Origin of the sequence: Actinomadura sp. 9N215 (assembly GCF_044326345.1) — a bacterium.
In the GTDB taxonomy this organism is placed as follows: domain Bacteria; phylum Actinomycetota; class Actinomycetes; order Streptosporangiales; family Streptosporangiaceae; genus Spirillospora.
The window spans coordinates 186,895-211,646 of the sequence record NZ_JBIRBA010000005.1 but is presented as its reverse complement, the minus strand read 5'-3'; the positions used below and the strand labels follow the sequence as shown (position 1 = coordinate 211,646).

26 protein-coding genes are annotated in these 24,752 nt (G+C 74.7%); 8 read left to right on the top strand and 18 right to left on the bottom strand.

Going from position 1 to position 24,752, the window contains the following annotated elements; genetic code table 11:
- Positions 1-11: 11 nt before the first annotated feature.
- The 10 genes from ACH34T_RS11195 to ACH34T_RS11150 form a co-directional block, all read right to left on the bottom strand.
- Entirely contained in the window at positions 12-950 is a 939-nt protein-coding gene (locus ACH34T_RS11195) for a phosphatase PAP2 family protein (RefSeq protein ID WP_395991964.1), read from the bottom strand.
- Between the two features lie 305 nt (positions 951-1,255).
- Complete coding sequence (locus ACH34T_RS11190; protein ID WP_395991963.1) at positions 1,256-2,413, bottom strand: 4-hydroxybenzoate 3-monooxygenase; 1,158 nt, start codon at positions 2,411-2,413, stop codon at positions 1,256-1,258.
- Between the two features lie 86 nt (positions 2,414-2,499).
- A complete protein-coding gene (locus ACH34T_RS11185) occupies positions 2,500-3,327 on the bottom strand; it encodes an IclR family transcriptional regulator (protein WP_395991962.1) in 828 nt (275 codons plus the stop codon).
- Positions 3,328-3,354: 27 nt separating this feature from the next.
- Positions 3,355-3,750, bottom strand: a complete 396-nt coding sequence (pcaC, locus tag ACH34T_RS11180) for a 4-carboxymuconolactone decarboxylase (RefSeq protein WP_395991961.1) — start codon at positions 3,748-3,750, stop codon at positions 3,355-3,357.
- On the bottom strand, positions 3,747-4,601 hold the full coding sequence (gene pcaD / locus ACH34T_RS11175; RefSeq protein ID WP_395991960.1) for a 3-oxoadipate enol-lactonase: 855 nt from the start codon (positions 4,599-4,601) through the stop codon (positions 3,747-3,749). Before pcaD ends, pcaC begins: the two co-directional genes overlap by 4 nt.
- On the bottom strand, positions 4,598-5,803 hold the full coding sequence (gene pcaB / locus ACH34T_RS11170) for a 3-carboxy-cis,cis-muconate cycloisomerase (RefSeq protein ID WP_395991959.1): 1,206 nt from the start codon (positions 5,801-5,803) through the stop codon (positions 4,598-4,600). The genes pcaD and pcaB overlap by 4 nt, the downstream gene beginning before the upstream one ends.
- Positions 5,793-6,359 (bottom strand): protocatechuate 3,4-dioxygenase subunit alpha, encoded by a 567-nt coding sequence (pcaG, locus tag ACH34T_RS11165; protein ID WP_395991958.1) that lies wholly within the window; start codon positions 6,357-6,359, stop codon positions 5,793-5,795. Before pcaG ends, pcaB begins: the two co-directional genes overlap by 11 nt.
- Positions 6,359-7,042 (bottom strand): protocatechuate 3,4-dioxygenase subunit beta, encoded by a 684-nt coding sequence (gene pcaH / locus ACH34T_RS11160; protein ID WP_395991957.1) that lies wholly within the window; start codon positions 7,040-7,042, stop codon positions 6,359-6,361. The genes pcaG and pcaH overlap by 1 nt, the downstream gene beginning before the upstream one ends.
- 127 nt (positions 7,043-7,169) lie before the next feature.
- Positions 7,170-8,147, bottom strand: a complete 978-nt coding sequence (locus ACH34T_RS11155; protein ID WP_395991956.1) for a sigma-70 family RNA polymerase sigma factor — start codon at positions 8,145-8,147, stop codon at positions 7,170-7,172.
- Positions 8,148-8,348: 201 nt separating this feature from the next.
- Positions 8,349-8,843 (bottom strand): XdhC family protein, encoded by a 495-nt coding sequence (locus tag ACH34T_RS11150; RefSeq protein ID WP_395991955.1) that lies wholly within the window; start codon positions 8,841-8,843, stop codon positions 8,349-8,351.
- A gap of 150 nt (positions 8,844-8,993) precedes the next feature.
- On the opposite strand from ACH34T_RS11150, the gene ACH34T_RS11145 reads away from it, so the two are divergent.
- Genes ACH34T_RS11145 through ACH34T_RS11135 form a run of 3 tightly spaced genes read left to right on the top strand, consistent with a single transcriptional unit; the run spans position 8,994 to position 11,069 of the window.
- Entirely contained in the window at positions 8,994-9,548 is a 555-nt protein-coding gene (locus ACH34T_RS11145) for a universal stress protein (RefSeq protein WP_395991954.1), read from the top strand.
- Positions 9,549-9,588: 40 nt separating this feature from the next.
- Positions 9,589-10,233, top strand: a complete 645-nt coding sequence (locus ACH34T_RS11140) for an adenylate kinase family protein (protein WP_395991953.1) — start codon at positions 9,589-9,591, stop codon at positions 10,231-10,233.
- Complete coding sequence (locus ACH34T_RS11135; RefSeq protein WP_395991952.1) at positions 10,230-11,069, top strand: 1-aminocyclopropane-1-carboxylate deaminase/D-cysteine desulfhydrase; 840 nt, start codon at positions 10,230-10,232, stop codon at positions 11,067-11,069. Before ACH34T_RS11140 ends, ACH34T_RS11135 begins: the two co-directional genes overlap by 4 nt.
- Before the next feature lie 44 nt (positions 11,070-11,113).
- Here ACH34T_RS11135 and ACH34T_RS11130 read toward each other — a convergent pair whose 3' ends face one another.
- The 3 genes from ACH34T_RS11130 to ACH34T_RS11120 are packed head-to-tail and all read right to left on the bottom strand — an operon-like array spanning position 11,114 to position 13,811.
- Positions 11,114-12,241 carry an acyl-CoA dehydrogenase family protein gene (locus ACH34T_RS11130; RefSeq protein ID WP_395991951.1) on the bottom strand — a complete coding sequence of 376 codons (1,128 nt, stop codon included), beginning with the start codon at positions 12,239-12,241 and terminating at the stop codon, positions 11,114-11,116.
- Positions 12,220-13,413, bottom strand: coding sequence for an acyl-CoA dehydrogenase family protein (locus ACH34T_RS11125; protein ID WP_395991950.1), 1,194 nt, complete (start codon positions 13,411-13,413; stop codon positions 12,220-12,222). Before ACH34T_RS11125 ends, ACH34T_RS11130 begins: the two co-directional genes overlap by 22 nt.
- Positions 13,410-13,811, bottom strand: coding sequence for a nuclear transport factor 2 family protein (locus ACH34T_RS11120; protein WP_395991949.1), 402 nt, complete (start codon positions 13,809-13,811; stop codon positions 13,410-13,412). The genes ACH34T_RS11125 and ACH34T_RS11120 overlap by 4 nt, the downstream gene beginning before the upstream one ends.
- Before the next feature lie 89 nt (positions 13,812-13,900).
- Here ACH34T_RS11120 and ACH34T_RS11115 point away from each other — a divergent pair, with 89 nt between their 5' ends.
- Complete coding sequence (locus ACH34T_RS11115; protein ID WP_395991948.1) at positions 13,901-14,467, top strand: TetR/AcrR family transcriptional regulator; 567 nt, start codon at positions 13,901-13,903, stop codon at positions 14,465-14,467.
- Positions 14,468-14,474: 7 nt separating this feature from the next.
- Here the strand turns inward: ACH34T_RS11115 and ACH34T_RS11110 are convergent, their stop codons facing one another.
- On the bottom strand, positions 14,475-16,547 hold the full coding sequence (locus ACH34T_RS11110; RefSeq protein ID WP_395991947.1) for a HelD family protein: 2,073 nt from the start codon (positions 16,545-16,547) through the stop codon (positions 14,475-14,477).
- A 231-nt stretch (positions 16,548-16,778) separates the two neighbouring features.
- Here ACH34T_RS11110 and ACH34T_RS11105 point away from each other — a divergent pair, with 231 nt between their 5' ends.
- The 3 genes from ACH34T_RS11105 to ACH34T_RS11095 all read left to right on the top strand — a co-directional run bounded on the left by ACH34T_RS11105 (position 16,779) and on the right by ACH34T_RS11095 (position 19,407).
- Positions 16,779-17,570 (top strand): SDR family NAD(P)-dependent oxidoreductase, encoded by a 792-nt coding sequence (locus ACH34T_RS11105; protein WP_395991946.1) that lies wholly within the window; start codon positions 16,779-16,781, stop codon positions 17,568-17,570.
- Between the two features lie 83 nt (positions 17,571-17,653).
- Complete coding sequence (locus ACH34T_RS11100) at positions 17,654-18,262, top strand: TetR family transcriptional regulator (protein ID WP_395991945.1); 609 nt, start codon at positions 17,654-17,656, stop codon at positions 18,260-18,262.
- Positions 18,263-18,417: 155 nt separating this feature from the next.
- Positions 18,418-19,407 carry an RtcB family protein gene (locus ACH34T_RS11095; RefSeq protein WP_395991944.1) on the top strand — a complete coding sequence of 330 codons (990 nt, stop codon included), beginning with the start codon at positions 18,418-18,420 and terminating at the stop codon, positions 19,405-19,407.
- Between the two features lie 67 nt (positions 19,408-19,474).
- Here the strand turns inward: ACH34T_RS11095 and ACH34T_RS11090 are convergent, their stop codons facing one another.
- The 3 genes from ACH34T_RS11090 to ACH34T_RS11080 form a co-directional block, all read right to left on the bottom strand.
- A complete protein-coding gene (locus ACH34T_RS11090; protein WP_395991943.1) occupies positions 19,475-20,272 on the bottom strand; it encodes an enoyl-CoA hydratase/isomerase family protein in 798 nt (265 codons plus the stop codon).
- The gene (locus ACH34T_RS11085) at positions 20,244-21,221 is read right to left on the bottom strand and encodes an alpha/beta hydrolase (protein ID WP_395991942.1); all 978 of its coding nucleotides are present in this window, start codon (positions 21,219-21,221) and stop codon (positions 20,244-20,246) included. Before ACH34T_RS11085 ends, ACH34T_RS11090 begins: the two co-directional genes overlap by 29 nt.
- Positions 21,222-21,363: 142 nt before the next feature.
- Positions 21,364-22,113: a gamma-glutamyl-gamma-aminobutyrate hydrolase family protein gene (locus ACH34T_RS11080; protein ID WP_395991941.1), complete on the bottom strand. Its 750-nt coding sequence runs from the start codon at positions 22,111-22,113 to the stop codon at positions 21,364-21,366.
- Positions 22,114-22,654: 541 nt separating this feature from the next.
- On the opposite strand from ACH34T_RS11080, the gene ACH34T_RS11075 reads away from it, so the two are divergent.
- A complete protein-coding gene (locus tag ACH34T_RS11075; protein ID WP_395991940.1) occupies positions 22,655-24,019 on the top strand; it encodes a globin domain-containing protein in 1,365 nt (454 codons plus the stop codon).
- Here ACH34T_RS11075 and ACH34T_RS11070 read toward each other — a convergent pair.
- Positions 23,934-24,734: a helix-turn-helix domain-containing protein gene (locus ACH34T_RS11070; RefSeq protein ID WP_395991939.1), complete on the bottom strand. Its 801-nt coding sequence runs from the start codon at positions 24,732-24,734 to the stop codon at positions 23,934-23,936. The genes ACH34T_RS11075 and ACH34T_RS11070 overlap by 86 nt on opposite strands.
- Positions 24,735-24,752: the final 18 nt, after the last annotated feature.

Sequence of the window (24,752 nt, the reverse complement as noted above, 5' to 3'; positions counted from 1 at the left end):
TACGAGAAGCTTCAGCCCGTCGTCGAACTGCTCGAAACGCTCGGCGCGGACGCCGGGTCGCCCGGCGCGGACGCGGATTCGCTGGCCGCGGAGGCCGGATCGCTCGCCGCGGAGGCCGGATCGCTGGACGCGGGCGCGGGCGCGGGAGCGGGCGGGCGCAGCAGCAGGACGATGACCGACAGCAGCGCCAGGACGACGATCCCGTCCAGCCAGTAGTGGTTGGCGGTGGCGACGACGACCGCGACGGTCGTGACCGGATGCAGGAGCCACAGCCACCGCCACCGCGTCCGGGACGTGACGACGAGCCCGAGCGCGATCACGGCCGCCCACCCGATGTGCAGCGACGGCATCGCCGCGTACTGATTGGCGATCATGTCGCTCTCCGGCGCGCCGTACACGGCGGGCCCGAACCGGGCGGCGGTGTCGATGAGCCCGGTGGCCGGGAGCATGCGCGGCGGCGCCAGCGGCACGAGCAGGTGCAGCGCGAGCGCGGCGGCCGTCAGGCCCACCAGGACCCGGCGGATCCACCGGTAGTGGACGGGCCGCCGCAGGTAGACCCACAGCAGGAACAGCACGGTCGCCGGGAAGTGCACGAACGCGTAGTAGCCGTTCGCGGCGTGGACGAGCGCTTCGCTGTGGAGGATGCCTTGCTGGACGGCGGCCTCGTCCGGCAGGTTCAGGGCCCGTTCGAGGTCCCAGACGCCGCGGGCGTTGCCGAACGCGTCCGTGACGCGGTCGCTGGAGAACAGCCGGCCGAGCTTGTAGAGCCCGAACAGGACGGCGATCAGCACCAGCTCCCGGACGGGCCGCGGACGCGGACGCGGCCGTCGCCGTCCGCCGGGCCGGGCCTGCCCGCCCGGCCGCAGGCGCCCGCCGAGCCGCAGGCGCCCGCCGAGCCGAAGGCGCCCGCCCAGCTGAACGCGCCCGTCCAGGCGGAGGCGTTCGGCCAAGCCGAGGCGTTCGCTCAGGCGGAAGCGTTCGCTCAGGCGGGAGCGGCCGCGTGGTTGAGGGGTTCCGGGGGGGTGGTCTCCGTCCGGTCGGCCGGTCTCCGGTGGCCGCGCCGGAGACTCGTCCGGGTGGGGCGGTTGCTCGACAAGGCTCACCGCGCTCCCCCGCCCGACCACTCCGTCACGGGCCCACGGTAGACCGAACTTGCCTTCTCGGCAGAATTTCAGATGCTGCCAATTTACGTGACATCCATCTCATCGTCCGGTCTCGCCCGCTCCGCCGCAGGTCAGGGCCACAGGTCACGACCTTAGGCGATCGGGAGGCCGACGTAGTTCTCCGCCAGCGACGTGGCGGCGGCCTCCGACGAGACGACGTAGTCCAGGTGGGCGCGCTGGAGCCGCCGCTCGAACGCGCTCGCCGACGGGTCGGCGTGCAGCAGCGTCGTCATCCAGTAGGAGAAGTGCTCGGCGCGCCAGACACGCCGCAGGCAGGCGTCGGAATACCCGTCCAGCAGGGTCTCCGAACCGGTGGAGTACCGCTCGGTGAGCGCCCGCGCCAGGACGGTCACGTCCGACACGGCGAGGTTGAGGCCCTTGGCGCCCGTCGGCGGGACGATGTGGCCCGCGTCCCCGGCGAGGAACAGCCGGTCGTGCCGCATCGGCTCGGCCACGAAGCTGCGCATCGGCGTGATCGACTTGTCGGTGATCGGGCCCTCGTGGAGCGTCCAGCCGCCGGCGGTGGCGAAGCGGGCCGCGAGCTCGTCCCAGACGCGGGCGTCGGACCAGGCGGCGATGTCCTCGTCCGGGGGCACCTGGAGGTACAGGCGGCTGACCTTCGGCGAGCGCAGGCTGTGCAGCGCGAAGCCGCGGTCGTGGTGGGCGTAGATGAGCTCCTCGGTGGACGGCGGCACGTCGGCGAGGATCCCGAGCCACGCGAACGGGTACTCGCGGGAGAACGTCCGCAGCCCCGGCACCGCCGGGCGGCTGACGCCGTGGAACCCGTCGCAGCCGGCGATGTAGTCGCAGTCCAGGACGTGCGTCTCGCCTCCGCTGCGGTACGTCACGCGCGGCGCGGACGCGTCCAGGCCGACGACCTCGGCCTCGAAGCGGACGTCGCCGCCGTCCGCGAGCCGCCGGGCGACGAGGTCCTTGACGATCTCGGTCTGCGCGTAGACGGTCACCGTCCGGCCGGTCAGCTCGGTCAGCGCGACGCGGTGCCCGGCGCCGCCGAACCGCAGCTCCAGGCCGTGGTGGACGAGGCCCTCCCGGTCGAGCCGCTCCCCCGCGCCGCTGTCGCGCAGCACGTCGGTCGTGCCCTGCTCCAGCATCCCGGCGCGCTGCCGATGCTCCACGTAATCGCGGTCGCGGCTCTCCAGGACCACCGTGTCGATCCCCTGCCGGTGCAGCAGTTGGGACAACAGCAGCCCGGCGGGCCCGCCGCCGATGATCGCGACCTGGGTTCGCATCGGGTCTCCCTCCTCGTCGTCGTCGGCCGTTCGTCCGGCGATTCGTCGTCGGTTCGTCCGGCGATGCCGGGGGCATCGCCGCTGGTTCAGGCGCCGGTGCTCCGCTCGGCGGAGAAGACGTCGGGGTCCCCGTGCCAGTGGGCCGCCACGTCGCGGGACAGGGCGCGCACCGCCGTCGTCAGCGGCGGCAGCAGCCGGCGCAGGTCGGCGCCGCGGGTGCCGGACACCAGCGACATCGCCGCGACCACGTCGCCCGCGCCGTCCCGCACCGGGGCGCCGACGGACGACGCGCCGAGCGTCATCTCGTCGCGGGTCAGCGCGTACCCGGAGCGGCGGACCTGCTCGATCGAGCGGCGCAGCTCGCCGGGGTCGGTGATGGAGCGGCGGGCGTGCCGGTCCAGGTCGCCGCGCAGGATCTTCTCCCGGACGTCCGGCGGCGCGTAGGCCAGCAGCACCTTGCCGACGCCGGTGGTGTGCAGCGGCAGCGTCTGCCCGACCTGCGTCACGACCGGCACGGAGCGGGTGCCGCGCAGCCGCTCCACGATCAGGACCTTGTCGTCGCGGAGGACGCCGAGCTGCACGTTGTCGTGCGTGGCCTCGTACAGGTCCTCCATGTGCGGGAGCGCCAGCTCGCGCAGGCCCATGACGGCCGGGGCCTGGCTGCCGATCCGCCAGAGGCGGGTGCCGATGCGGTAGGTGCCGTCCGGGACCCGCTCCAGGAACCCGCCCGCGGCAAGCTCGCCGACGAGGCGGTGGCCGGTGGCGAGGGGCAGCCCGGACCGGCGGCAGATCTCGCTCAGGTTCAGCCGGACGCCGCCCTGCGCGAACGCGTTCAGGATGGCCATCACCTTGCCCGCCACGCTGACCGGCCGCGCGCCGCCCGCGCCGCCTTCTCCCGCCTTGCCAGCAGCCACGGCCCCTCCGCCCGGACGTCCCGCCCGTCACTCCTGCTCGGTGAGTACCCGCTGGGCGACGGCGAACGCCGAGTTCGCGGCGGGCACCCCACAGTAGATCGCCGTCTGGAGGAGCACCTCCTTGATCTCCTCGGGCGTCAGGCCGTTGCGGAGCGCGGCCCGGACGTGCATCGCCAGCTCCTCCAGGTGGCCGCCGGCGACCATCGCGGTCAGCGTGACGCAGCTGCGGGTCTTGCGGTCCAGCCCGGGGCGGCTCCAGATCTCGCCCCACGCGTACCGGGTGATCATGTCCTGGAAGTCGGCGGTGAAGTCGTCCTTGCGGGCCTCGGCCCGGTCGACGTGCGCGTCGCCGAGGACCTCGCGGCGGGTCTTCATGCCTTGTGCGTGCCGCTCCGCGTCGGTCGTCCGCTGCGCGTCGGTCATCGGCCGGTCCCCTTCCATGTGCGGTCCAGATGCGCGGTGATCGCGTCGGTGACCGGGCCCGGCCGTTCGGCGTTGGCGAGGTGGGCGGCGCCGCCGACGACCGTCAGGCGGGCGTCCGGGATTCCGGCGGCGAGCACGCGGGCGTGGCCGTCCGGCGGGGTCGGCTTGTCCCGCTCGCCCGCGATCACCAGGGTCGGCGCGGTGATCCCGCCCAGCCGCCCGGTCGCGTCGAACCCGGCCAGGGCGTCGCAGCAGGCGGCGTAGCCTTCGGGGTCGGTCGCGCGGAGCATCGCGACGTACGGGTCCGCGCCGGTGAAGGACGGCGTGAACCAGCGTCCGGCCGCCGTGTCGGCCACCGGCCCGACGCCTTCGCGGCGGACGAGCGCCGCCCGCTCCCGCCACGCCCCCGGGTCGCCGAAGCGCGGGGACGTGCAGCACAGGACCAGCCCGGCGACGCGCTCGGGGGCGCGGAGCGCGAGCGTCGTGCCGACGGCCCCGCCGAGCGACACGCCCGCGTAGGCGACCCGGTCGACGCCGAGGTCGTCCAGCAGGCGGACGATCCCGTCGGCGAGGTCCTCGACGGTGAACGGGCCGCCGGGCGGCGGTTCGCTCCCGTGCCCGGGCAGGTCGTAGCGCAGGACGCGCCATGCCCGGGTCAGCGCGGGCAGCTGCGGCAGCCACAGGTCCATGGACGTGCCGAGCGACGGGCCGAGGACGACGACGGGCGCGTCCGCCGGGCCGTCCCAGCGATGGCGCGGCACCCTCCCTCCGGCCACGCTTTCCCCGGCCGTGTCCGGCCCGGCCGTGTCCGGCCCGGTCGCGTCCGGCCCGGTCGCGTCCGGCCCGGTCACGCGCGGCTCCTGCGGTAGGCGTCGAGGGCCTGGCCGACGAGGACGGCGGCGGCGCCGGGACCTGGGTCGTCGCCGAGGACGTCCAGCAGGTCGTCGAGGTCGGCGCGCATCAGCTCCGTGGACACCTCCAGGCCGTCCACCAGGTCGGCGGCCGTCTCCGCCGCGCCGCCGGTGAGGCGCAGGCACTCGCGCAGCGGCTGCCACTCCGCGTGCCACTCCCCCGCCGGCCGCTCGTGCGGCGCGGCCTGCGCGGCGAGCAGCACCTGGACCTGCGCCGGGACCTGGAGGGCGGCGGAGCGGATCAGGGTGGACAGCGCCGGGTTGCGCTTGTGCGCCATCGACGACGACCCGCCCTTCCCCGGCCCGGCCGCCTCGGCGACCTCGCCGACCTCGCTCTGCGAGAGCAGCCACACATCGGTGGCGATCTTGCCGAGGGCGCCCGTGACCAGCGCCAGCGCGGCCGCGAGGTCCACGATCGGGGTGCGGCGCGTGTGCCACGGCAGGACGGGGCACGCCAGCTCCGTCTCGTCCGCGAACGCCGCGACGACGTCGAGCGCCCGGTCGCCGTAGGCGTCGAGCGTCCCCGCCGGGCCGCCGAGCTGGACCGGGAGCGGCGCCGCGGCGAGCCGCTCGCGGGCGTCCAAGCAGCCCAGCAGCCAGTTCGCGGCCTTCGCGCCGAACGTCGTCGGCAGCGCCTGCATGCCGAGCGTGCGCGCCGCCATCGGCGTGTCGCGGTACCGCGCCGCGAGCCCGGCCAGCGCGTCCAGGGCCCGGTCGAGATGGGCGAGGACGACGCGCCTGGTCCGGGCCGCGACGAGCATGGCGGCGGTGTCGACGATGTCCTGGCTGGTGGCGCCCTTGTGGACGTGCTCGCCCGCCGTCCCCGCGAGCCGCCGCAGGTCGGCGACCAGCGGCACGACGGGGTTGCCAGCGCCGCGGGCCCGGCGGGCCAGGCCGACGAGGTCGAACCGGTCCGGGTCGGCGGCGGCGGTGATCGTCTCGGCGGCGTCCGCGGGGACGATCCCGAGGCGGGCCTGCGCGCGGGCGAGGGCGGCCTCGGCGTCCAGCATCGCCGTCAGGTAGGCGAGGTCGCTCGTGGCGGCCTCGGACTCCGTCCCGGCGCGGACCGGGGACAGCAGCCCCGCGTCCGGCGAAACCTCTTCGCCGGGCGTGCCGGGTGCGCCGCGTTCGTCAGAAGCCAAGGAAGACCGTCTCCCGCTCCCCTTGCAGGTGGATGTCGAAACGGTACCGCCGCTCCCCCTCGCGCTCGGCGATCAGGGTCGCGCGCCGCTCGTCCGGGACGTCGCCGAGCAGCGGGTCGCCCGCGTGGGCGGCCTCGTCCTCGGGGAAGTACAGCCGGGTGAAGACGGGCTTGAGCAGGCCCCGGGCGAAGACGAGGACGGCGATGTAGGGCGCGCCGGCCCCGACCGCGCCGGGCTTGACGGTGCTGAACCAGTAGCCGCCGTCCGCGTCGGTGCCGCAGCGTCCGAAGCCGGAGAAGTCGTGCCCGGCCCGGACGATGCCGCCCGGCCGGCGCGGGATCTCGCCCGTCTCGTCGGCCTGCCAGATCTCCAGCAGCGCGTCCGGCACCGGCTCGCCCGCGCCGTCGAGGACCCGGCCGCGGACGCGGATCGCGTCCGGCCGCCAGCCCGGCACGACCTCGGGACCGGCCTCGTAGGGCAGCGCGTACCCGAAGAACGGGCCCACGGTCTGCGATGGCGTGACCGGCGACGCGCCGGTCTCGAACGACGTCGTCATCAGGTCTCCGTCGGGATGTCGCCGAGGACGATGTCCCACTGGTAGCCGAGCGCCCACTCCGGTTCGGTGGTGTCCATGTCGAACCGGGCGATCAGCTTCTCGCGGTCCCGCTCGCCGGGGATCGACTGGAAGATCGGGTCGTAGGGGAACAGCGGGTCACCGGGGAAGTACATCTGCGTGACGAGCCGCTGCGTGAACGCCGTCCCGAACACCGAGTAGTGGATGTGCGCGGGCCGCCACGCGTTGTGGTGGTTGCCCCACGGATAGGCGCCCGGCTTGATCGTGATGAAGCGGTAGCGTCCTTCTCCGTCGGTGACGCACCGCCCGGCGCCGGTGAAGTTCGGGTCGAGCGGCGCGGGATGGATGTCGCCGAGGTGGGCGTACCGGCCCGACGCGTTCGCCTGCCACACCTCGACCAGCGCGCCCGGCACCGGCCGGCCCGCGGCGTCGAGCACGCGGCCGGTCACGACGATCCGCTCGCCGAGCGGCTCGCCGGGATGCTGGACGGTGAGGTCGAAGTCCCGCCGGCCGAGCTCCTGGTGGCCGAAGACCGGCGAGGTCAGCTCCACGCTGTCCGGGCCGAGCTTCGGCATGACCAGTTCCCGCGCGGGGGCGCGGAGCACGGTGCTCTTGTACCCCGGGTACAGGTACGGGGGGTGCGTCGACGCCGCGACCTTGTCCATGTGCCTCCCATTCCCCGCTCGGCGGGCGGCTCCCGGCCGTCGTGCGGGCGCCGCCGAGTCCACCCTGGCAGCCGGCGTCCCAAGCGCCGGACAAGGGTTTCCGCTCAGTGGAAGGGGAGGGGGCGGTTCAGAGCTCCTCGGCCAGCCCGAACAGCGGGAACAGGGTCGTGTCGAAGAACGCGGAGACGTGCGCGACGCCGTCGCCGGTGACGCTGATCACCTGGAGCTGGTACGCGCGGTGCACGCCGTCGTCGCCCCGCATGTAGAGCCCGAACGCCGGCTGCCCGTTCGCGGCGGACGGGACCATCCGGATGTCCCCCGGCGCGGGCGCGCACTGCGTGCGGATGAGCCGCACGACGTTCTCGGCGCCGACGAACCAGTCGAGGTGGGGCGGCATCTCCCAGATGACGTCCTTCTTGAACAGCTCGATGAGGCCGGCGATGTCGGCGTCCTCGAAGGCCTTGGCGTAGCGTTCGAGGAAGTCGCGCTGCGCCGGGTCGGTCGGCTCGACGAGCTCGTCGCGCAGGGGCTGGTTCTCCTCCAGCTGCGCCCGCGCCCGCTGCAGCGCGCTGTTGACCGCGGCGGTGGACGTGTCGAGCAGCTCGGCGACCTCCGCGGCCCGCCACTTCAGGACGTCCCGCAGGATCAGCACGACCCGCTGCTTGGCGGGCAGGTGCTGCAGCGCCGCGACGAACGCCAGCCGGGTGCTCTCCCGGGCGGCGACGATCGTGGCGGGGTCGGCGGCGTCCGCGCCGAGGACGGCGTCGGGGACGGGCTCCAGCCACGGCACCTCGGGGGAGGCGACCACGGGCCGCTCCGGCTCGTCGCTCGGCGCCCCGAGCCCGGACGGCATCGGCCGGTTGCCCCGCTGGTCGATCGCGGTCAGGCACACGTTCGTGGCGATCCGGTAGAGCCAGGTGCGCAGCGAGGAGCGCCCCTCGAAGTTCTCGTACGAGCGCCACGCCCGCAGGTAGGTCTCCTGGACGAGGTCTTCGGCGTCGTGCATGGAGCCGAGCATGCGGTAGCAGTGCGCCAGGAGCTCCCGCCGGTACGGGTCGGCGAGTTGCTGGAAGTCGCGGTCTGTTTCGATGGTGCTGTTCGCCATGGTTGGTCGTCACCTTCGTTCGGCGTCGTCGCTCGGACGGACGTGGGCCGACGGGCCCCCGTCGCCTGCGACCGTAGGCGAGCCCACCGACAGAACGTGCACAATCCACGCCATTCTACGCGTCAACCAGCGTGCGCACCTGCGAAGAGACGGTCCCGGCGAGGCGGCGGAAGGGATGCGTCGGAACGCGCCACGGGCGCGTCAGAACTCGAAGCCGCCGGGACGGCCGTTACGGTCGGCGATCAGCCCGGCGAGGGCCGCGATGGCGATCTCCGCGGGGGTGCGGGACCCGATGTTCAGGCCGATGGGGCGGTGCACCCGGGCGATGTCGGCGGCGGGGACGCCCAGCTCGGTGAGGGCCGGGATGTGCGGGGCCGGGTGGCGGGGGTTGCCCATGACGCCGACCCACCGGACGGGCTGGGTCAGGACGTCCCGCAGCACAGGCCCGAGCTCGGGACGGTGGTGGTCGGTGACGACGACGTCCGCGGTCGCGTCGAGGGGCGGCAGGTCGGCGGCGCCGCCCCGGTCCTTGTCGGGGTCGACGAGGAAGGTGCGGTAGCCGAGGTCGGCGCCGTAGCGGAGGAGATGGTCCGCAACGGGGCCCGCGAAGATCGCGACCAGCGTCCGCTCCCCCGTGACGGGCGGGATGTCGCCGTGCGCAACGGCACACGTGTCGTTGGCGTGCGGTGTGCCCATACCCGGAAGTCTGCCGCCCGCGGCGGCGGCGGGTAAAGCGGGCAACCGCTTTTTGGGGAAACCGGTGTTTACGGAACGCGAAACACTTCCGTCGCAGCGGGTATGCCTGCACCCTAGACTGCACATCAATCGGCGGCCTCGGGAGGGACCGTGATCGCGAGACCGGAGGGCGGCCCCCGCGTGGTGGTGGGTGTCGACGACTCCGCGGGCGCCCGCTGCGCCCTCTCCTGGGCGATCGGCGAGGCGCGGCTGCGGAGGCTGCCGCTGCTGGTCGCCCACGCCGCGCCGCTGCCCCCGCACGTGTCGGCGGCCGGGCAGCTCGGCTGCGGCATCACCGAGGCGCTGCGCGGGTCCGGCGCCGAGCTGATCGCGCGGCTGCTCGCGGAGGTGAGCGACGGCCCGCCGGACGGCGTGGAGATGACGGCGCTGGCGCTGGTCGGCGAGCCGGGCGCCACGCTGGTGCGGCTGGCGGGCGACGACGACATCCTCGTCATCGGGCACGGGACGCGGAGCCCGTTCTCGCGGCTGCTGCGCCCGTCGGTGCGGCTGCACTGCGCCCGGCGCGCCAGGGCGACGCTGGTGTGCGTCCGCCCGCCCGCGTTCGACACGCTGCTGGAGTGCCTGATCGAGCGGGACGAGGCGCCCGAGCACGTCCCCGACTCCCGGTTCCGCCGGCTGGGCCGCCGCCTGCGCCTGCCGCTCTGACCGGGACCCGGCCCCGGGAACCGCCGCATAGGCTTTCGGCATGCGCAAGTACGTGATCATCGGCCCGCTCGGCAGCGGCAAGGGGACCCAGTCGGGGCTGCTCGCGCGCGATCTGGACATCGTGCACATCAGCGTCGGGGACATCTTCCGGTGGCACGTCAAGAACCACACGAAGCTCGGCGCCCAGGTGCGGCGCATCATGGCGGCCGGTGAGCTGGTCGGCGACGACCTGGTGGAGGGCGTCGTCCGGGACCGGCTCGACCAGCACGACTGGAACTACGGGTTCGTCGTCGACGGGTTCCCGCGCAACCGCAGGCAGACGGAGTTCTTCCTGGAGAGCTACGACATCGACGGCGTGATCCATCTGGACCTGCCGGACGGGGAGGTCCGGCGGCGCGTCCTGGCCCGCCGGCTCTGCTCCCGGTGCGGGATGGACTACAACCTGATCGACGACCGTCCCACGGAGGAGGGGCGCTGCGACGTGTGCGGCGGCGGGCTGGTCGCGCGGGAGGACGACACGGAGGCGGCGCTGGCCGAGCGGCTCCGGCTCTACCACGAGAAGACCGACCCGATCCTGGAGCTGTTCGGCCGCAAGGAGTACGTGGTGACGGTGGACGCGCGGCCGGGCGTCCACGAGGTGCAGCGGGCGCTGCGCGAGCGGCTCCGGCTGCCGCCGCCCCAATGATCTCCCCCGTCGTCGAGCTCGCCGACGACCGGGTCGCCCGGCGGGGCCTGCGGCTGTTCCTGAAGCGCGACGACCTGATCCACCCGGAGCTGCCCGGCAACAAGTGGCGGAAGCTCAAGCTCAACATCGCGCCCGCCCGGGAGAGCGGGACGGTCCTGACGTTCGGCGGCGCCTACTCCAACCACGTCCGGGCCACGGCGGCGGCCGGAAAGATCTACGGTTTCGCGACCATCGGGGTGATCCGGGGCGAGGAGCACCTGCCGCTGAACGATTCGCTGGCCTACGCCGAGCGCATGGGCATGCGCCTGACCTACCTGGACCGCGCCGCCTACCGCCGCAAGCACGAGCCCGGCGTCGTCGAAGCGCTGCACCGAAAATGGGGTGACTTTTACCTCCTGCCCGAGGGCGGAAGCAACGCACTGGCCGTCAAGGGCTGCGAGGAGCTGGGTGGGGAGGTCCCCGGCTACGACGTCGTGTGCTGCCCCTGCGGGACGGGCGGGACGCTCGCGGGCCTGGCCGCCGGGCTGGGCTCCGACCAGCGCGCCATCGGCTTCTCCGTGCTGCAAGGCGACTTCCTCGACGGCGAGGTGGAGCGGCTCCAGCGCGAGACGTACGGGGAACGGCGCGGAGCCTGGCGCGTCGAAGGCGGGTTCCACTTCGGCGGGTACGCCAAGCGGACACCGGACCTGGACGGCTTCATCGACGACTTCGCCGAGCGGCACGGGATCGTCCTCGACCGGATCTACACGGCGAAGATGATGTTCGGCGTCCTTGCATTGGCCGATCGCGGCGAGTTCCCGGCGGGCGCGCGGATCCTGGCCGTCATCACCGGCTGATCTCCCGGACGCGGCCCGGGCGCCGCCGACGGCCGCCGCCGTCGTCAGGGTGGGGGGAGGTCGACGAGGGCGGCGAGCGCGGCGCGGTGGCGGTCGGGGGTGCCGAGGGCGATGGCGTCGGCCTTGGCGCGCTTCAGGTAGAGGTGCGCGGGATGCTCCCAGGTGAAGCCGATACCGCCGTGCATCTGCACGCATTCCTCGGCGGCCTTGACCGCGACGGCCGAGCAGTGGGCCTGGGCCACGGCGACCGCGATCGGCGTGTCCTCGTCCCCGGACGCGGTGCAGGAGGCGGCGTGGCGGGCGACGGCGCGGGCCTGCGTGATGGACGTCCACAGGTCGGCGAGGCGGTGCTTGAGGCCCTGGTAGGAGCCGACCGGCCGGCCGAACTGGTAGCGCGCCTTCACGTAGGCGACGGTGTCGTCCAGGCACCGTTCGGCGAGCCCGAGCTGCTCGGACGCCAGCATCGCCGCGCCGGCCAGCAGCGCGGCGCGAACGGCGCGGACGGCGCCGGTCCCCTCGGCGACGCGGCGGGCGGGCGCGGCGGAGAACGCGAGGTCGGCGAGGCGGCGGGTCATGTCGAGGGAGGTCACGGCGGTGCGGCGGGCGTCGGCGGCGTCCACGGCGTAGAGGCCGCCCGCGGCCGGGACCAGCAGGACGTCGGCGGCCAGCCCGTCGGCGACGCTGGTCACCTCGCCGGTCAGGGCGCCGGTCACCTCGCCGGTCAGGGCGCCGCCGCCGTCCTGGACGGTCGTCGCGGTCTCGTCGCCGGGCGCGGCGCTGAACGGGACGGCCAGCACCGCGATCGTCCCACCGGCGGCGAGGCGGGCGAGCAGGTCGCGTTCCCCGGCGGCCATCAGCGCTGCCGTCGCGACGACCGCGCTGGTCAGGAATGGGACGGGCGCGGCGAACCGGCCGAGCTCCTCCATCACGACGGCGGTCTCGCGCCAGGTCGCGCCCGCGCCTCCGAGATCCTCCGGGACGGGCAGCCCGGCGCAGCCAAGCTCGGCGGCGATAGTCCGCCACAGGGCCGCGTCGTACGGGTCGTCCCGCTCGGTGCCGGCGAGGACGGACGTCCAGGGCGCCTTGTCGCCGAGCACGTCGCGGACGCTCGCCCGCAGGTCGTCCTCGATCTCGGTGTAGAGCAGGCCGGTCACCTGGGGAGGTCCTTCCAAGGCACATCCTTGTCGACCCGGATCTCGCCGGGCAGACCGAGGACGCGCTCGGCGATGATGTTGCGCAGGATCTCCGAGGTGCCGCCCTCGATGGAGTTGCCCTTGGCGCGCAGGTAGCGGTAGCCGGGCGAGCGGCGGGTGAAGTCGACCTCGGTCGGGCGGCGCATGGTCCAGTCGTCGTAGCGCAGGCCGTCCTCGCCGAGCAGGTCCAGCTCCAGGCCGGACACCTCCTGGTTGAGCTTGGCGAACGCCAGCTTGACGCCCGACCCCTCGGGTCCCGGCCGTCCGGCGGTGAGTTGCTGCCGGAGCCGCTCCCCGGTGAGGCGGGCCGCCTCGGTCTCGACCCACGCGCGCATCAGCGCGTCGTGCAGGCCGGGGGTGCGCAGCTCGGGGCGGTCCCGCCAGAGGGCCGCGACGACGCCGATCATGCCGGACTCGCGCGGCGCGGCGTGCCCGCCGATCGCGACCCGCTCGTTCATCAGCGTGGTCGTGGCGACCTGCCAGCCCTGGCCGACGTCGCCGAGGCGGTGTCCGTCGGGGATCCGCACGCCGGTGAGGAAGACCTCGTTGAACTCGGCCTCGCCGGTGATCTGCCGCAGCGGCCGCACCTCGACGCCCGGCGCCGTCATGTCGCAGACGAAGTACGTCATGCCGCGGTGCTTCGGGACGCCGGGGTCGGTGCGGGCGACGAGGATCGCCCAGCGCGCCTCGTGGGCCATGGACGTCCAGACCTTCTGGCCGTCGACCGTCCAGGCGTCGCCGTCGCGGACGGCGCGGGTCGCGAGCGCGGCGAGGTCGGACCCGGCGCCCGGCTCGCTGAACAGCTGGCACCACAGCTCCTCGCCGGTCCACAGGGGGCGCAGGAAGCGGCGTTTCTGCTCGTCGGTGCCGAACGCGGCGATCGTCGGAGCGGCCATGCCGAGCCCGATGGCGTTGCGCTCCGGGTGGTTGGTCGGCGCTCCGGCCTCGTCGAACCGCCGGTCGACGGCGGGTTGCAGGGCGCGCGGCGCGCCGAGCCCGCCGAGCCCCTCCGGGTAGTGGACCCAGGCCAGGCCCGCGTCGAAGCGGGCCCGCAGGAACTCCAGGGGCTCCGTCGCCGCGGGGTCGTGCGCCGCGAGGAACGCTCCGGCCCGCCGCTCCAGCTCGCCCGCGTCGGGCGGCGCCGCGTTCACCGGGCGAACGCCTCCTCGAAGGCGTGGTGGTGGGCGTAGTCGCGGGACTCGACGATGCGGCCCCGGTGGACGCGCATGACGAAGACGTTGGGCACGACGAACGCGCGTCCCGTCTCGGTGTTGCGCCCCTCGTACTCGAACTCCGCGACGATGACCTCCGGGTCGCCGGTCTGGTGGACGACGACGTTCCGCGCCCTCACCTCCATCGGAAGGGTCAGCAGCCGGGCGAAGTGCTCGCGCAGCGCCTCGCGTCCCTCCAGGCGCGAGGCGGGCTCCGCGAACGGCTGCACGACCACCGCGTCCTCCGCGTACAGGCGCGGCAGCGCCTCGGGCCGCCGCGCGGCCACCGCGTCGATCAGCCGCTGGAAGACGGCCCGGGGGCTGGCGAACTCGGACATGTCCCTCCCCTACAATCGGAGTTCGTGCTCCGGAAGAAGATATAGGAGCCGCGACTCCACTGGTCAACACTGGTCAACGGAAGGCCGCGATGACGTCGTCCGCGTCCGGGAGGCCGCTGCGCGCCGACGCGGTGCGCAACCGCGCGAAGGTCCTCGCCGCGGCGGAGGAGGTCTTCGCCGTCCGGGGGACCTCGGCCTCCACCGAGGAGGTCGCGCGGCGCGCGGGCGTCGGGATCGGCACGGTGTTCCGGCATTTCCCGACCAAGGAGTCGCTGCTGGAGGCCGTCCTGGTCGCCCTGCTGGAGCGGCTCGCGGACGAGGCCGAGTGCCTGCGGTCCGCCGACGACGCCGGAGCCGCGTTCTTCGGGTTCTTCACCCGGGTGGTGGAGCGGGCGGCGGCCAAGCAGGCCGTGACGGAGGCGCTGGCCGAGGCGGGCGTCGACGCCCGCGCGGCGACCGGGCGGGCGGCGCCGAGGCTGACGGCCGCGCTCGGAATGCTGCTGCGACGCGCGCAGGACGCGGGCGCCGTCCGCGCCGACGTGGGCGCGGGCGAGGTCGTCGCGCTGCTGGCGGGCATGTCCTACGCGGCCGGACGCGCCGGGGCCCACGACGACGTCCTCAGGCTCGCGTTCGACGGCCTCCGCCCCCGTCCCTGACGCGGGTTCAGGACGCCAGCTCCGCGGGGAGGTCGTCGCGGTGCAGGACCGTCAGGGACGTCACGGCGCGGGTCAGCACCACGTACAGGCGGGCCAGGCCGCGCGTCTCGGCGGCGGCGATGGCGGCGGGCTCGGCGACGATCACGTGGTCGTACTCCAGGCCCTTGGCGAGCGTCGCGGGGATGACGAGCAGGCGGGCGGCGCCGTCGGAGTCGGGGCCGAGGAGCGCGTGGTCGACGTCCGCGGCGCGCAGGGCGGCGGCGTGCGCGTCCGCGGCGGCGTCCGGGACGATCAGCCCGACCGACCCGGGGCGGGCGAGGGCCTCGCGGACGGCGTCGACGGCGGCGGCCACCGGGTCGGGGACGCGACGGACGTCCAGGGCGCCGGGCCCGGGACGCAGCGAGCGCGGCCGCTCCAGCTCCGGCGCGACGTGCGGGAGCAGCCGGGCCGCGTAGTCCAGGACGGTGCCGGGCACGCGGAAGCCGAGGGTGAGCTCGGTGACGTCCCCGTCCTGCCCGAGGTGGGCGAGGACGTCCTTCCACGACCGCGCCGACCAGGCGGTGGTGCCCTGCGCGAGGTCGCCGAGGACGGTCGCCGAGCCCGTCCCGCAGCGGCGGCCCAGCGCCCGCAGCTGCATCGCCGACAGGTCCTGCGCCTCGTCGACGACGAGGTGCCCGAGTGAGGCGGTGCGCTCGATGAGGTCGGTCAGCTCGTCGAGGAGGGCGCGGTCGGCGGCGGTCCACGTGGCAGAGCGGTGGGAGCGGGCGGGCTTGGCCCACCGGATCGCGGCCTGCTCGTCGTCGTCCAGGACGCCCCTGGCGGCCTTCCGCAGGAAGTCGGTGTCCGAGAGCAGCCGGTGCAGGACCTGCTCGGCGGTCAGCTTCGGCCACACCTCCTCGACGATCCGCTTGACGGGCTTGCTGCGCGCGACCTGGTCCTGGACGCGGTCGTCGGGCGCCTCGCCGCGCCGCTCCATCCGGACGAGGATCTGGTGCGCGAGCCGCTGCGCGAACGCGGCGCGGCCGCTGCCGTACCGGGTGGCGCCGCGCAGCGCGGCGGCGATCTCCCGGACCTCGTGGTCGGCGAGCCGGTAGCGGGCCGAGCCGCGGGTGAAGACCAGGCCCTCCGCGGGCTTGCGGACGTGCAGCCACAGCGCCTTGCGGAGCACGTCCGCCATCCGCGCCTCGCCCTTGAGCGCGGCGACCGGGTCCGGCTCCCGCGCCGTGGGCGCGCCGAGCAGGTCGTCGATGGTGGCCTGCTCGACCCTGACCTCGCCGAGCGCGGGCAGGACCGCCGAGATGTAGGCGAGGAACGCCCGGTTCGGCCCGACGATCAGGACCCCGGACCGCGACAGCCGCTCCCGGTGCGTGAACAGCAGGTACGCGGCGCGGTGCAGGCCGACGGCGGTCTTGCCGGTGCCCGGTGCGCCCTGCACGCACACGGTGCGGGGCAGGTCCGCGCGGACGATCACGTCCTGCTCCGGCTGGATGGTGGCGACGATGTCGCGCATCGGGCCGGTGCGGGGGCGTTCGATCTCCTCGGTCAGGATCCGGGACGGGCCGGTCGCACCGGTCGGGCCGGTCGCGGCGCCGCCGTCCAGGGGCTCGTCCTCGAACGCGGTCAGCTCGCCGGCCTGGAACCCGAACCGGCGCCGCAGCCGCCACCCCATGGGGTCGGCGGGGCCGGCCTGGTAGAACGCCCGGGACACCGGGGCGCGCCAGTCCAGCACGAGCGGGCGGCCCTCGTCGCCGTCGTGGACGTGCCGCCGCCCCACGTACATGACCGCGGGCAGGTCGTCGCCGGCGGGTTCGGCGGCGTCGCGGTCCATCCGGCCGAAGAACAGCGGCGCGTCGGGGTGGTCGGCGAGCGCGGCGACGCGCTGGTCGAGCAGCGACTCCAGGAACTGCTTGGACACCCAGTCGGCCGCGACGTCGGCGGACAGGCTCCGGGCGTGCTCGCGCATCCGGCGCAGCGCGTCGCGGGACTCGGCGAGGTGGGCGCGCTCCGCGGCGAGGACGGCCGCTTCGCCGGAGCGCTCGGTTTCGTCGGGCTCCTCGGGATGGGCGGGCTCGGCGGGCATGGGTGCAGACCTCCGGCGGCGAGAGGGGCGGTGGGTGGGGGCGAAACCCACTACCTTACCGGGCCGAGTCAAGTCGCGCGATGCGGGCCGTCCCGGCGGCCCGGAGACGCCCGCGGGCGGCGGTGCGCCTTGCCCGGCGGGGCCGGGGTGTGTGACGTTGGGCGGCATGCTGACGCAGACCAAGAAGACGCCGGCGCGGATCGGGAAGACGAGGCCGGACGGAGCGGGACGATGACGCTGACAGGACGGTCCGCGCTGGTCACCGGCGCCTCGTCCGGCATCGGCGCGGTCGTCGCCGAGGCGCTGGCCGCCGCCGGGGCGCGGGTGGGCCTGGTCGCGCGGCGCAAGGACAGGCTGGAGCAGGTCCTCGCCCGGTGCCGCGAGCACGCGCCCGACTCGGCGATGTGGGCGGCCGACCTCGCCGACCTCGACGCGGTCGCGGACCTCGCCGCGGACGTCGAGCGCGCCTTCGGCGGCGTGGACGTGCTGGTCAACAACGCGGGGATGCCGAAGCGGCGCCGCGTCCAGGACCTGTCCCCCGCCGAGGCCGAGGACGTGATGCGCCTCAACTACCTGTCCCCCGTACGGCTCACGCTGGCGCTGCTGCCCGGGATGATCAGGCGCGGGAGCGGGAACCTGGTCGCGATGGGCTCGGTCGCGGCGCGGCTCGGCCCCCCGCACGAGGCGGCCTACGCGGCGTCGAAGGCGGCGCTGACCGCGTTCTGGGAGAGCCTGGCGGTCGACCTGGACGGCACCGGCGTGCGGGCCCACGTCGTCCAGCCCGCGCTGATCGCCGGGACGGAGCTGTTCACGCTCCCCGGCAACGAGGAGCCGCTCAGCGACCTGTCCGACGCGCTGCCGCCGCAGGAGGTGGCCGCGGCCGTCCTGGACGTCCTCGGCACCGGGCGGTTCGAGCAGTACGTCCCGGGCTGGTTCAGCGAGATGGCGTCGGGGAAGGCCGCCGACGTCGACGCCTTCGTCGCGGGCGTCAAGGAGTGGACCCGCGACCGCCTCGAGCCCTGACCGGGATCCTTCGCGGGCCCGCGAGGGATAATGGTGGTCGTGCGCCCCCGCCGCACGACCACCACCCGGAGGCACGACGCATCATGGGCACCGCCGAACGCTCCGTGCGCGAGACCCTGCTGGACGCCGCCCACGACCTCCTCGTGGAACGCGGCTACCGGGCCGTCCGCATGCAGGACGTCGCAGCCGCCGCCGGGGTGAGCCGCCAGACCGTCTACAACGAGTTCGGCGACAAGTGGGGCCTGGCGCAGGCGGTCGTGATCCGTCACAACGAGCGCTACCTCGACGGCATCGACGCGGTGCTGTCCGACCACGACGACCTGTACTCGGCGGTGGTCGCCGCGGTGACGTACACGCTGGAGACGTCCGCGGACGACCGGCTGAAGAAGGCGGTGCTGACCGGCGAGGGCGGCGACGAGATGCTGCCGCTGCTCACCACGCAGGCCGAGCCGGTGCTGTTCGCCGCCAGCGAGCGCATCGCCGAGCACGCCCTGCGCCACTGGCCGCACCTGGACCGCGACGCCCTCACCGAGATCACCGGCGCGGCGGTGCGGCTGACCACCAGCCACATCATGCTGCCGTCCGGGCCGCCGGAGCAGGTCGCGCACTTCATCGCCAGGATCGTCACCCGCTACGTCGGCGTCGCGGCGAAAACCCCTGGCTCCGGCGCCGTGCCGCCCGGTACCGTCTGAACCGCCTCGCGGCTGCTGAACCCGAGGAACGAGCGGCCACCGTCCGCTCCCCCGCCGCCGCGCCCTCGCGCGTGGACGGCCTCCCTCCCGCGCGCCCTGACGCACACCGCCGGTGCGCGCTCCGAAGCAGCCCGAAGCAGCTCGAAGGAAACCGCATGCCCGCACGTCAAGACCACCGGCTCGCCCGCACGGGCGAGCACTGGCTCAGCCTCCCCAACCCGCACGGCGTCCCCGCCGAGATCTGCGCGGGCGGCGACGTCCCGCTGGAGCCGGCCGCCGTCGACGAGGCGCTGTCGCTCCTCGACACCGCCGCCACCCTGGAACGCCTCGCCGAGGCCGTCCCGCACTACGCCGGGCCCGCGCCGCGGATCACCCGGCTCGTCCTGACCCCCGACTTCCACAAGGGCGCGGGGATACCGATCGGCACCGTCCTGGAGACGGAGAACGCGCTGCTCCCGCAGGCGGTCGGCAACGACGTCAACTGTGGGATGCGGCTGGAGGTGACCACGCTGCGCGCCGACCGCGTCCGGCCGAGGCTGGACGCGCTCGAACGGCGCCTGCGGCACCTGTTCTTCGAGGGCGGCCGCCGGATCGCGCTCACCCCCGCCCAGCGCGAAGGCCTCCTCAGGGACGGCCTGCCCGGCCTCCTGCTCACCGGGGACGCGCCCCGGCAGGGCGTCCGCCCCGACGACGCCGGCGACCGGGTCGTGCACCGCAAGGGCGCGACGCCCGCGGGCGGGCACGCCGAGACGGCGGGCGGCCCGTACGCGATGTGGGGCGAGCCGGTGATCGTCCCGGGGTCGATGGGGGCGGCGAGCTTCGTGCTGCGCGGGCACGGGAGCCCGCGCACGCTCTCCAGCGCGTGCCACGGCGCGGGACGGCGCGTCCCGAGGGGCGCGGCGGCGCGCGGGAACGACGCCGAGCTGGACGCGTTCCTCCGCGACTTCCGCGTGGTGACGCCGCTCGATCACCGGGACCCGGGGGTGGCGCGGCGGCCGGACGTGATCGACGCGTGGCGCCGCGACCTCAAGCAGGAGGCGCCGTGGGCCTACAAGGACATCGGACCCGTGGTGGCCGGGCTGCACGGCGGCGGGGTGGCGTCGCCCGTCGCGGAGCTGCGCCCGCTCCTGACGGTCAAGGGCTGACGACGCCGCACGGCCTTCGGCGAGCCGGGCGCGGCGGGCGGCAGCGCGGGCGGCGATCGGCGGCGGCTCAGCCGAAGTCGGGGCGGCGCTTCTCGCGGATCGCGGCGACGCCCTCCCGGACGTCCGGGCCGGTGAACCCGAAGAACTCCATCGCCAGCGACGCGTCGAACGTGGGCCCGGCGAGGCGCAGCCAGTTGTTCAGCGCGTGCTTGGTGAACGACAGCGCCTCGGCGGGCCCGGCGGCGAGCCGCGCGGCGATCTCCAGGGCGCGGTCGTGGACGTCCCCGTCGTCCACGCAGAGCGAGACCAGGCCGATCCGCTCGGCCTCTTCGCCGGTGAGGACGTCGTTGAGCAGCAGGTAGTACTTGGCCTTCGCCAGCCCGCACAGCAGCGGCCAGACGATCGCGGCGTGGTCGCCGGCGGCCACGCCCAGCCGCGTGTGCCCGTCGATGATCTTCGCGGTGCGGCCCGCGACGGAGATGTCGGCGAGCAGCGCCACCGCGAGCCCGGCGCCGACCGCCGGTCCCTGGACGGCGCTGACCACCGGTTTCGAGCAGTTCAGCACGTTCATCACGATGTCGCGGGCCTCGCGCATGATCGTCCGGCGGGCGGTGTGGTCGCCCATCATCTCCTCGATCATGGCGAGGTCGCCGCCCGCGGAGAACGCCGTCCCCTCGCCGCGGACGAGGACGGCGCGCACGGCGTCGTCGGCGTCGGCGTCCCGCCAGATCTCGCCGAGCTCCCGGTGCCCGGTCCGGTCGACGGCGTTGAGCTTTCCCGGGGTGCTGAGCACGATCCGCAGGACGCCGTCCGCCGCCCAGTCGATCTTCAGCCGCTCATAGCCCTCGTACCGTCCGCTGCCCATGTCCGGCTCCCTCCTCGGTCCGCTCGCCGAACGCCGCGCGCAATCGTCGCACAGCGAGCTCCATGGCCTCCGCGCCCGCGTCGAAGATCTCGGGGAACAGGAAGAAGGCGTGCACGACGCCGTCGTAGCGGCGCAGCTCCACCGGCACCCCGGCGGCGGCGAGGCGGCGGGCGTACGCCTCGGCCTCGTCGCGCAGGATGTCGCACTCCGCGGTGATCACGGTGGCGGGCGCGGCGCCGGCGAGGTCGGGGGCGCGCAACGGCGCGAGCCGGGGGTCGGACGGGTCGGCGCTGCCCCGGTACAGGGCCATGAAACGGGCGAGGGTCCCGGCGTCCAGCCCGTAGCCGGAGGCGTACCGGCGCCAGCTCGGGGTGTCCATCGCCGTGTCGGTCACCGGGTAGACCAGCAGCTGGTGGACGAGCCCGACGCCCCGGTCGCGGGCCAGCAGGGCCACCACGGCGGCGAGGTTCCCGCCCGCGCTGTCGCCCGCCACGGCGACGGCCCCGGGACGCACGCCCCACCGGCCGGGATCGCGCGCGACGGACGCGACGACGGCCCAGGCGTCGTCCAGCGCGGCGGGGAACGGATGCTCGGGGGCGAGCCGGTACCCGACGCTCAGGACGGCGCAGCCCGTACAGGCGGCCAGCTCGCGGCAGGCGGCGTCCACGCTGTCGAGGCCGCCGAGGACCCACCCTCCGCCGTGCAGGTACACGATCGCCGGGAGCGGCCCCAGCCCGGGAGGCGCCGGACGGTACAGGCGCACCGGCACGGGACCGTCCGGGCCGCGCACGGCCACGTCGCGCACCCGGGGCAGCTCCCGCCGGACGGCGGGCGGCGGCCCGCAGGTCCGGGCCCGTATCTCGTCGATGGTGGGCTCCGCGTCCGGCGGCGAGGACGTCCAGGTCGCGAGGACGTCCAGGAAGCGGACGGTCTGCGGGTGCAGGGGCACGCGGCGGCCTCCGGCGGGCGGGAATGCGGCGCGATCTACCGGATCGCCTTCCCGTACGCCGGAGCGTCAACCCACTCCGGCACCGGTCACACCCCCACGGCACCGGTCACGCCACCGCGCGCCGGTCACGCCACGGCGCCGGTCAGCGGCCGGCGGCCTCGGCGACCAGGGCCTCGAAGAGGCGGAGGTCGTCGCCCTCCTCCGGGTGCCACTGGACGGCGAGCCCGAAGCGGTGCCCCTGCAACTCGACGGCCTCGACCACCTGGTCCTCGGCCCACGCGACGGCGGACAGGCCCTTCCCGAGCCGGCTCACCGCCTGGTGGTGGTAGGTGGGGACGTCGGCGGACTCGCCCAGGATCTTGCCGACGAGGCTCGTCCCGCTGATCCGCACCGGATGGGAGCCGACGATCCCCGTCTCCGGCGCGTGGCCCTGGTGGCCCACCGCCTCCGGCAGGTGCTGGATCAGCGCCCCGCCGCGCGCCACGTTCAGCACCTGCATGCCGCGGCAGATCGCCAGGAACGGCAGGTCGGCGTCGATCACGGCGCGGGCGAGCGCCAGCTCGTACCGGTCGCGCTGCGGCTGCGGCGGCCCGGTCTCGGTGTGCCGGACGGCGCCGTACAGGTCCGGGTCGATGTCGCCGCCGCCCGCGATGACGACGCCGTCCAGCCGCGCGACGAGGGCCCCCAGCCCGCGCAGCGTCGCGGCCGGGGGCAGCAGCACCGGGATGCCGCCGGCGCGCTCGACGCAGCGCACGTACGGCGCCGGCAGCAGCGCCGCCTCGCGCACCCAGACCCCCCAGCGGGCCGGCTCAAGGTAGGTGGTGACGCCGATGAGCGGTGGCGGCCCCTCACCGGCGTTCGGGGCCGGGGCCCCGCGGATGGCCTCTGACATGCGTGCTTCCCCCTCTGCTGAGCACCGGCCGCAGGACGGTTCCGAAATGGGCGATACGCCGTCCTTGACTGCACATCATGGTGCATCACCCTCCCCTCCGTCCGTCCCGCCCCGGGGCCTTCGTCCCGGTCAGCTTGCCGCACGGGGCGGATCTTCGCAGTCCCAAACGGCGAGAACGGCCAATGCGGGCCGGGCCTCCGGGACGCCGGGACCGGCGCGCTCCCCGAGCGGAAACTCCGGCGAATCCGGAAATCTTCCACCCGGGAGGAGGATCATCTCCCCTCGCCGGGCCCCGCCACAAGACGTCGCATCAGACCAAGTCGGTACTGATCAGTATGCGTCCGCTTATTTTGGATTTTTCGGTTACAGAGAATTCTGGACCGATTACGCTCCGCACCGCGGAGGGCGCCTGCGAGACGTCCTGGTTGAAGGCCTGCGAAGGCTGGTGGGAGAATCTCACCAAGCCGGGCATCAACCGTGGCGCATGCGCCGTGAAATGCCCGGGTCCGGCTTCACAAAGCCCCAGGGGGCGAGCTGGCGAATGGCACCGGAACCCCGCATCGTCAAAGAGACCTTCACCCGCCTCGAATCCGATCCGGCGGGCGCGACGAGCTATTTCTACGGCCGCCTATTCGCGGCGGAACCGCGGCTGCGCGCCCTTTTCCCGCCCGCCATGGGCGCCCAGCACGACCGGTTCTTCCACGCGCTCACCCGGCTCGTCTGGAGCCAGGACAACCCGGACGAGCTCGCCCGGCACCTCGGACGGCTCGGCCGCGACCACCGCAAGCACGGGGTCCTGCGCGAGCACTACCCCGCCGTCGAGGCCGCGCTCCTCGCGACGCTGCGGACCTTCGCCGCCGACGTGTGGACCGCCGAGGCCGAGGACGCCTGGACGGCCGCCTACCGCGCCGCCGCCGCGACCATGATCGAGGCCGCGGAGCGGGACGCGGCGGACGCCCCGCCGTGGTGGGTCGCCGAGGTCGCCGGGCACGACCGCCGCGCCGGCGACCTCGCGGTCCTCACCCTGCGGCCCGAGCGCCCGCTGCCGTTCCTGCCCGGCCAGCGCGTGAGCGTCCAGACGCCCCGCTGGCCGCGCGTCTGGCGGCCGTACTGGATCGCCAACGCGCCCCGCTCCGACGGGATGCTGCGCCTGCACGTCCGCGCCCGTCCCGCCGGGTGGGTGAGCGGCGCGCTGGTGCGGCACACCGCGCCCGGCGACACCGTGCTGCTCGGCCCGGCCGCGGGCTCGATGACGCTCGCCCCGGACTCCGGCACCGGCTCCGGCTCCGGCTCTGGCTCCGGCTCTGGCTCTGGCTCTGGCCGCGGGCTGCTGCTGATCGGCGGCGGCACCGGCCTCGCCCCGATGAAGGCGCTCGCCGAGCAGGCCGTGACGTCCTGTCCGGGACGGGACGTCCGGCTGGTCGTCGCGACCCGCGAGGAGCGCGACCTCTACGATCTCGACGAGCTGCGCCTGCTGGAGTCCGCCTACGCGCGGCTGCGGGTGATCCCGGCCCTGTCGCGGCCGCGCGAGCCCGACGCGGCGCCGGGCCCGGGGGCGAACGTGCTGCACGGCCGCCTGCCCGATGTCCTGCCCGGCCTCCTAGACGGCCTCCCCGGCCGGGACGACCACGACGACCGCGGCACCCATGACGCCTACGACGCCTACGTCGCCGGGCCCGTGCCCTTCGTCCGCGGCACCGTCACCGCGCTGCAACGCCATGGGATGCCGCTCGACCGCGTCCACCACGACCTGCTCGACGCCGACGACGAGCACCCCCGCGCCACCGGCGAGCGGCCCCGGGCCATCGCCGGGACGGCCGTCACCACCCCGCGCGCTCCCGCAGGAAGCTGGTCGTCCGCGCGTCCGCCGGGTAGAACGACTCGATCGCCAGCTCCGCCACCGTGATGTCGACCGGCGTCCCGAACGTCGCGATCGTGCTGAAGAACGACAGCTCCTGTCCGTCCACCCGCAGCCGCAGCGGGACGAACACCTCGTGGCCGGACGGCGGCGCGATCGCCTCGCCGACGTCGCCGGGGAAGCTGCGCAGCTCCCGGTAGAGCTGGGCGAGGCCCGCGTCCGCGGTCAGCGCCACGTGCCGCCGCACCCGGTCGATCATGTGGGCGCGCCACTCGGCCAGGTTCAGGATGTGCTTGGCCAGCCCGTCCGGGTGCATGCTGAGGCGCAGCACGTTCAGCGGCGGCTCCAGCAGCTCCGGCGCGGCGCCCTCCATGAAGAGCCCGGCGGCGCCGTTGGCGTCGATCAGGTTCCAGAACCGGTCGACGACGACGGCCGGGTACGGCTCGTGCCCGTCCAGGACCTGCCTCAGCGCGGCGCGGACCGTGTCCATCCTGGGCTCCTCGATCGGCGTCTCGCCGAACACCGGCGCGTACCCGGCCGCCACCAGCAGCAGGTTCCGGTCGCGCAGCGGGACGTCGAGGTGCTCGGCCAGCCGCAGCACCATCTCGCGGCTCGGCGCCGAGCGGCCGGTCTCCACGAAGCTGAGGTGCCGGGTGGACACGTCCGCCTCCGACGCCAGCTCCAGCTGGCTCAGCCTGCGCCGCTGCCGCCACGCGCGCAGCTGGTCCCCGACCGGTCTCACGTCGCTCAACGCCGTCGTCACCGTCCCGACGTTACCCGC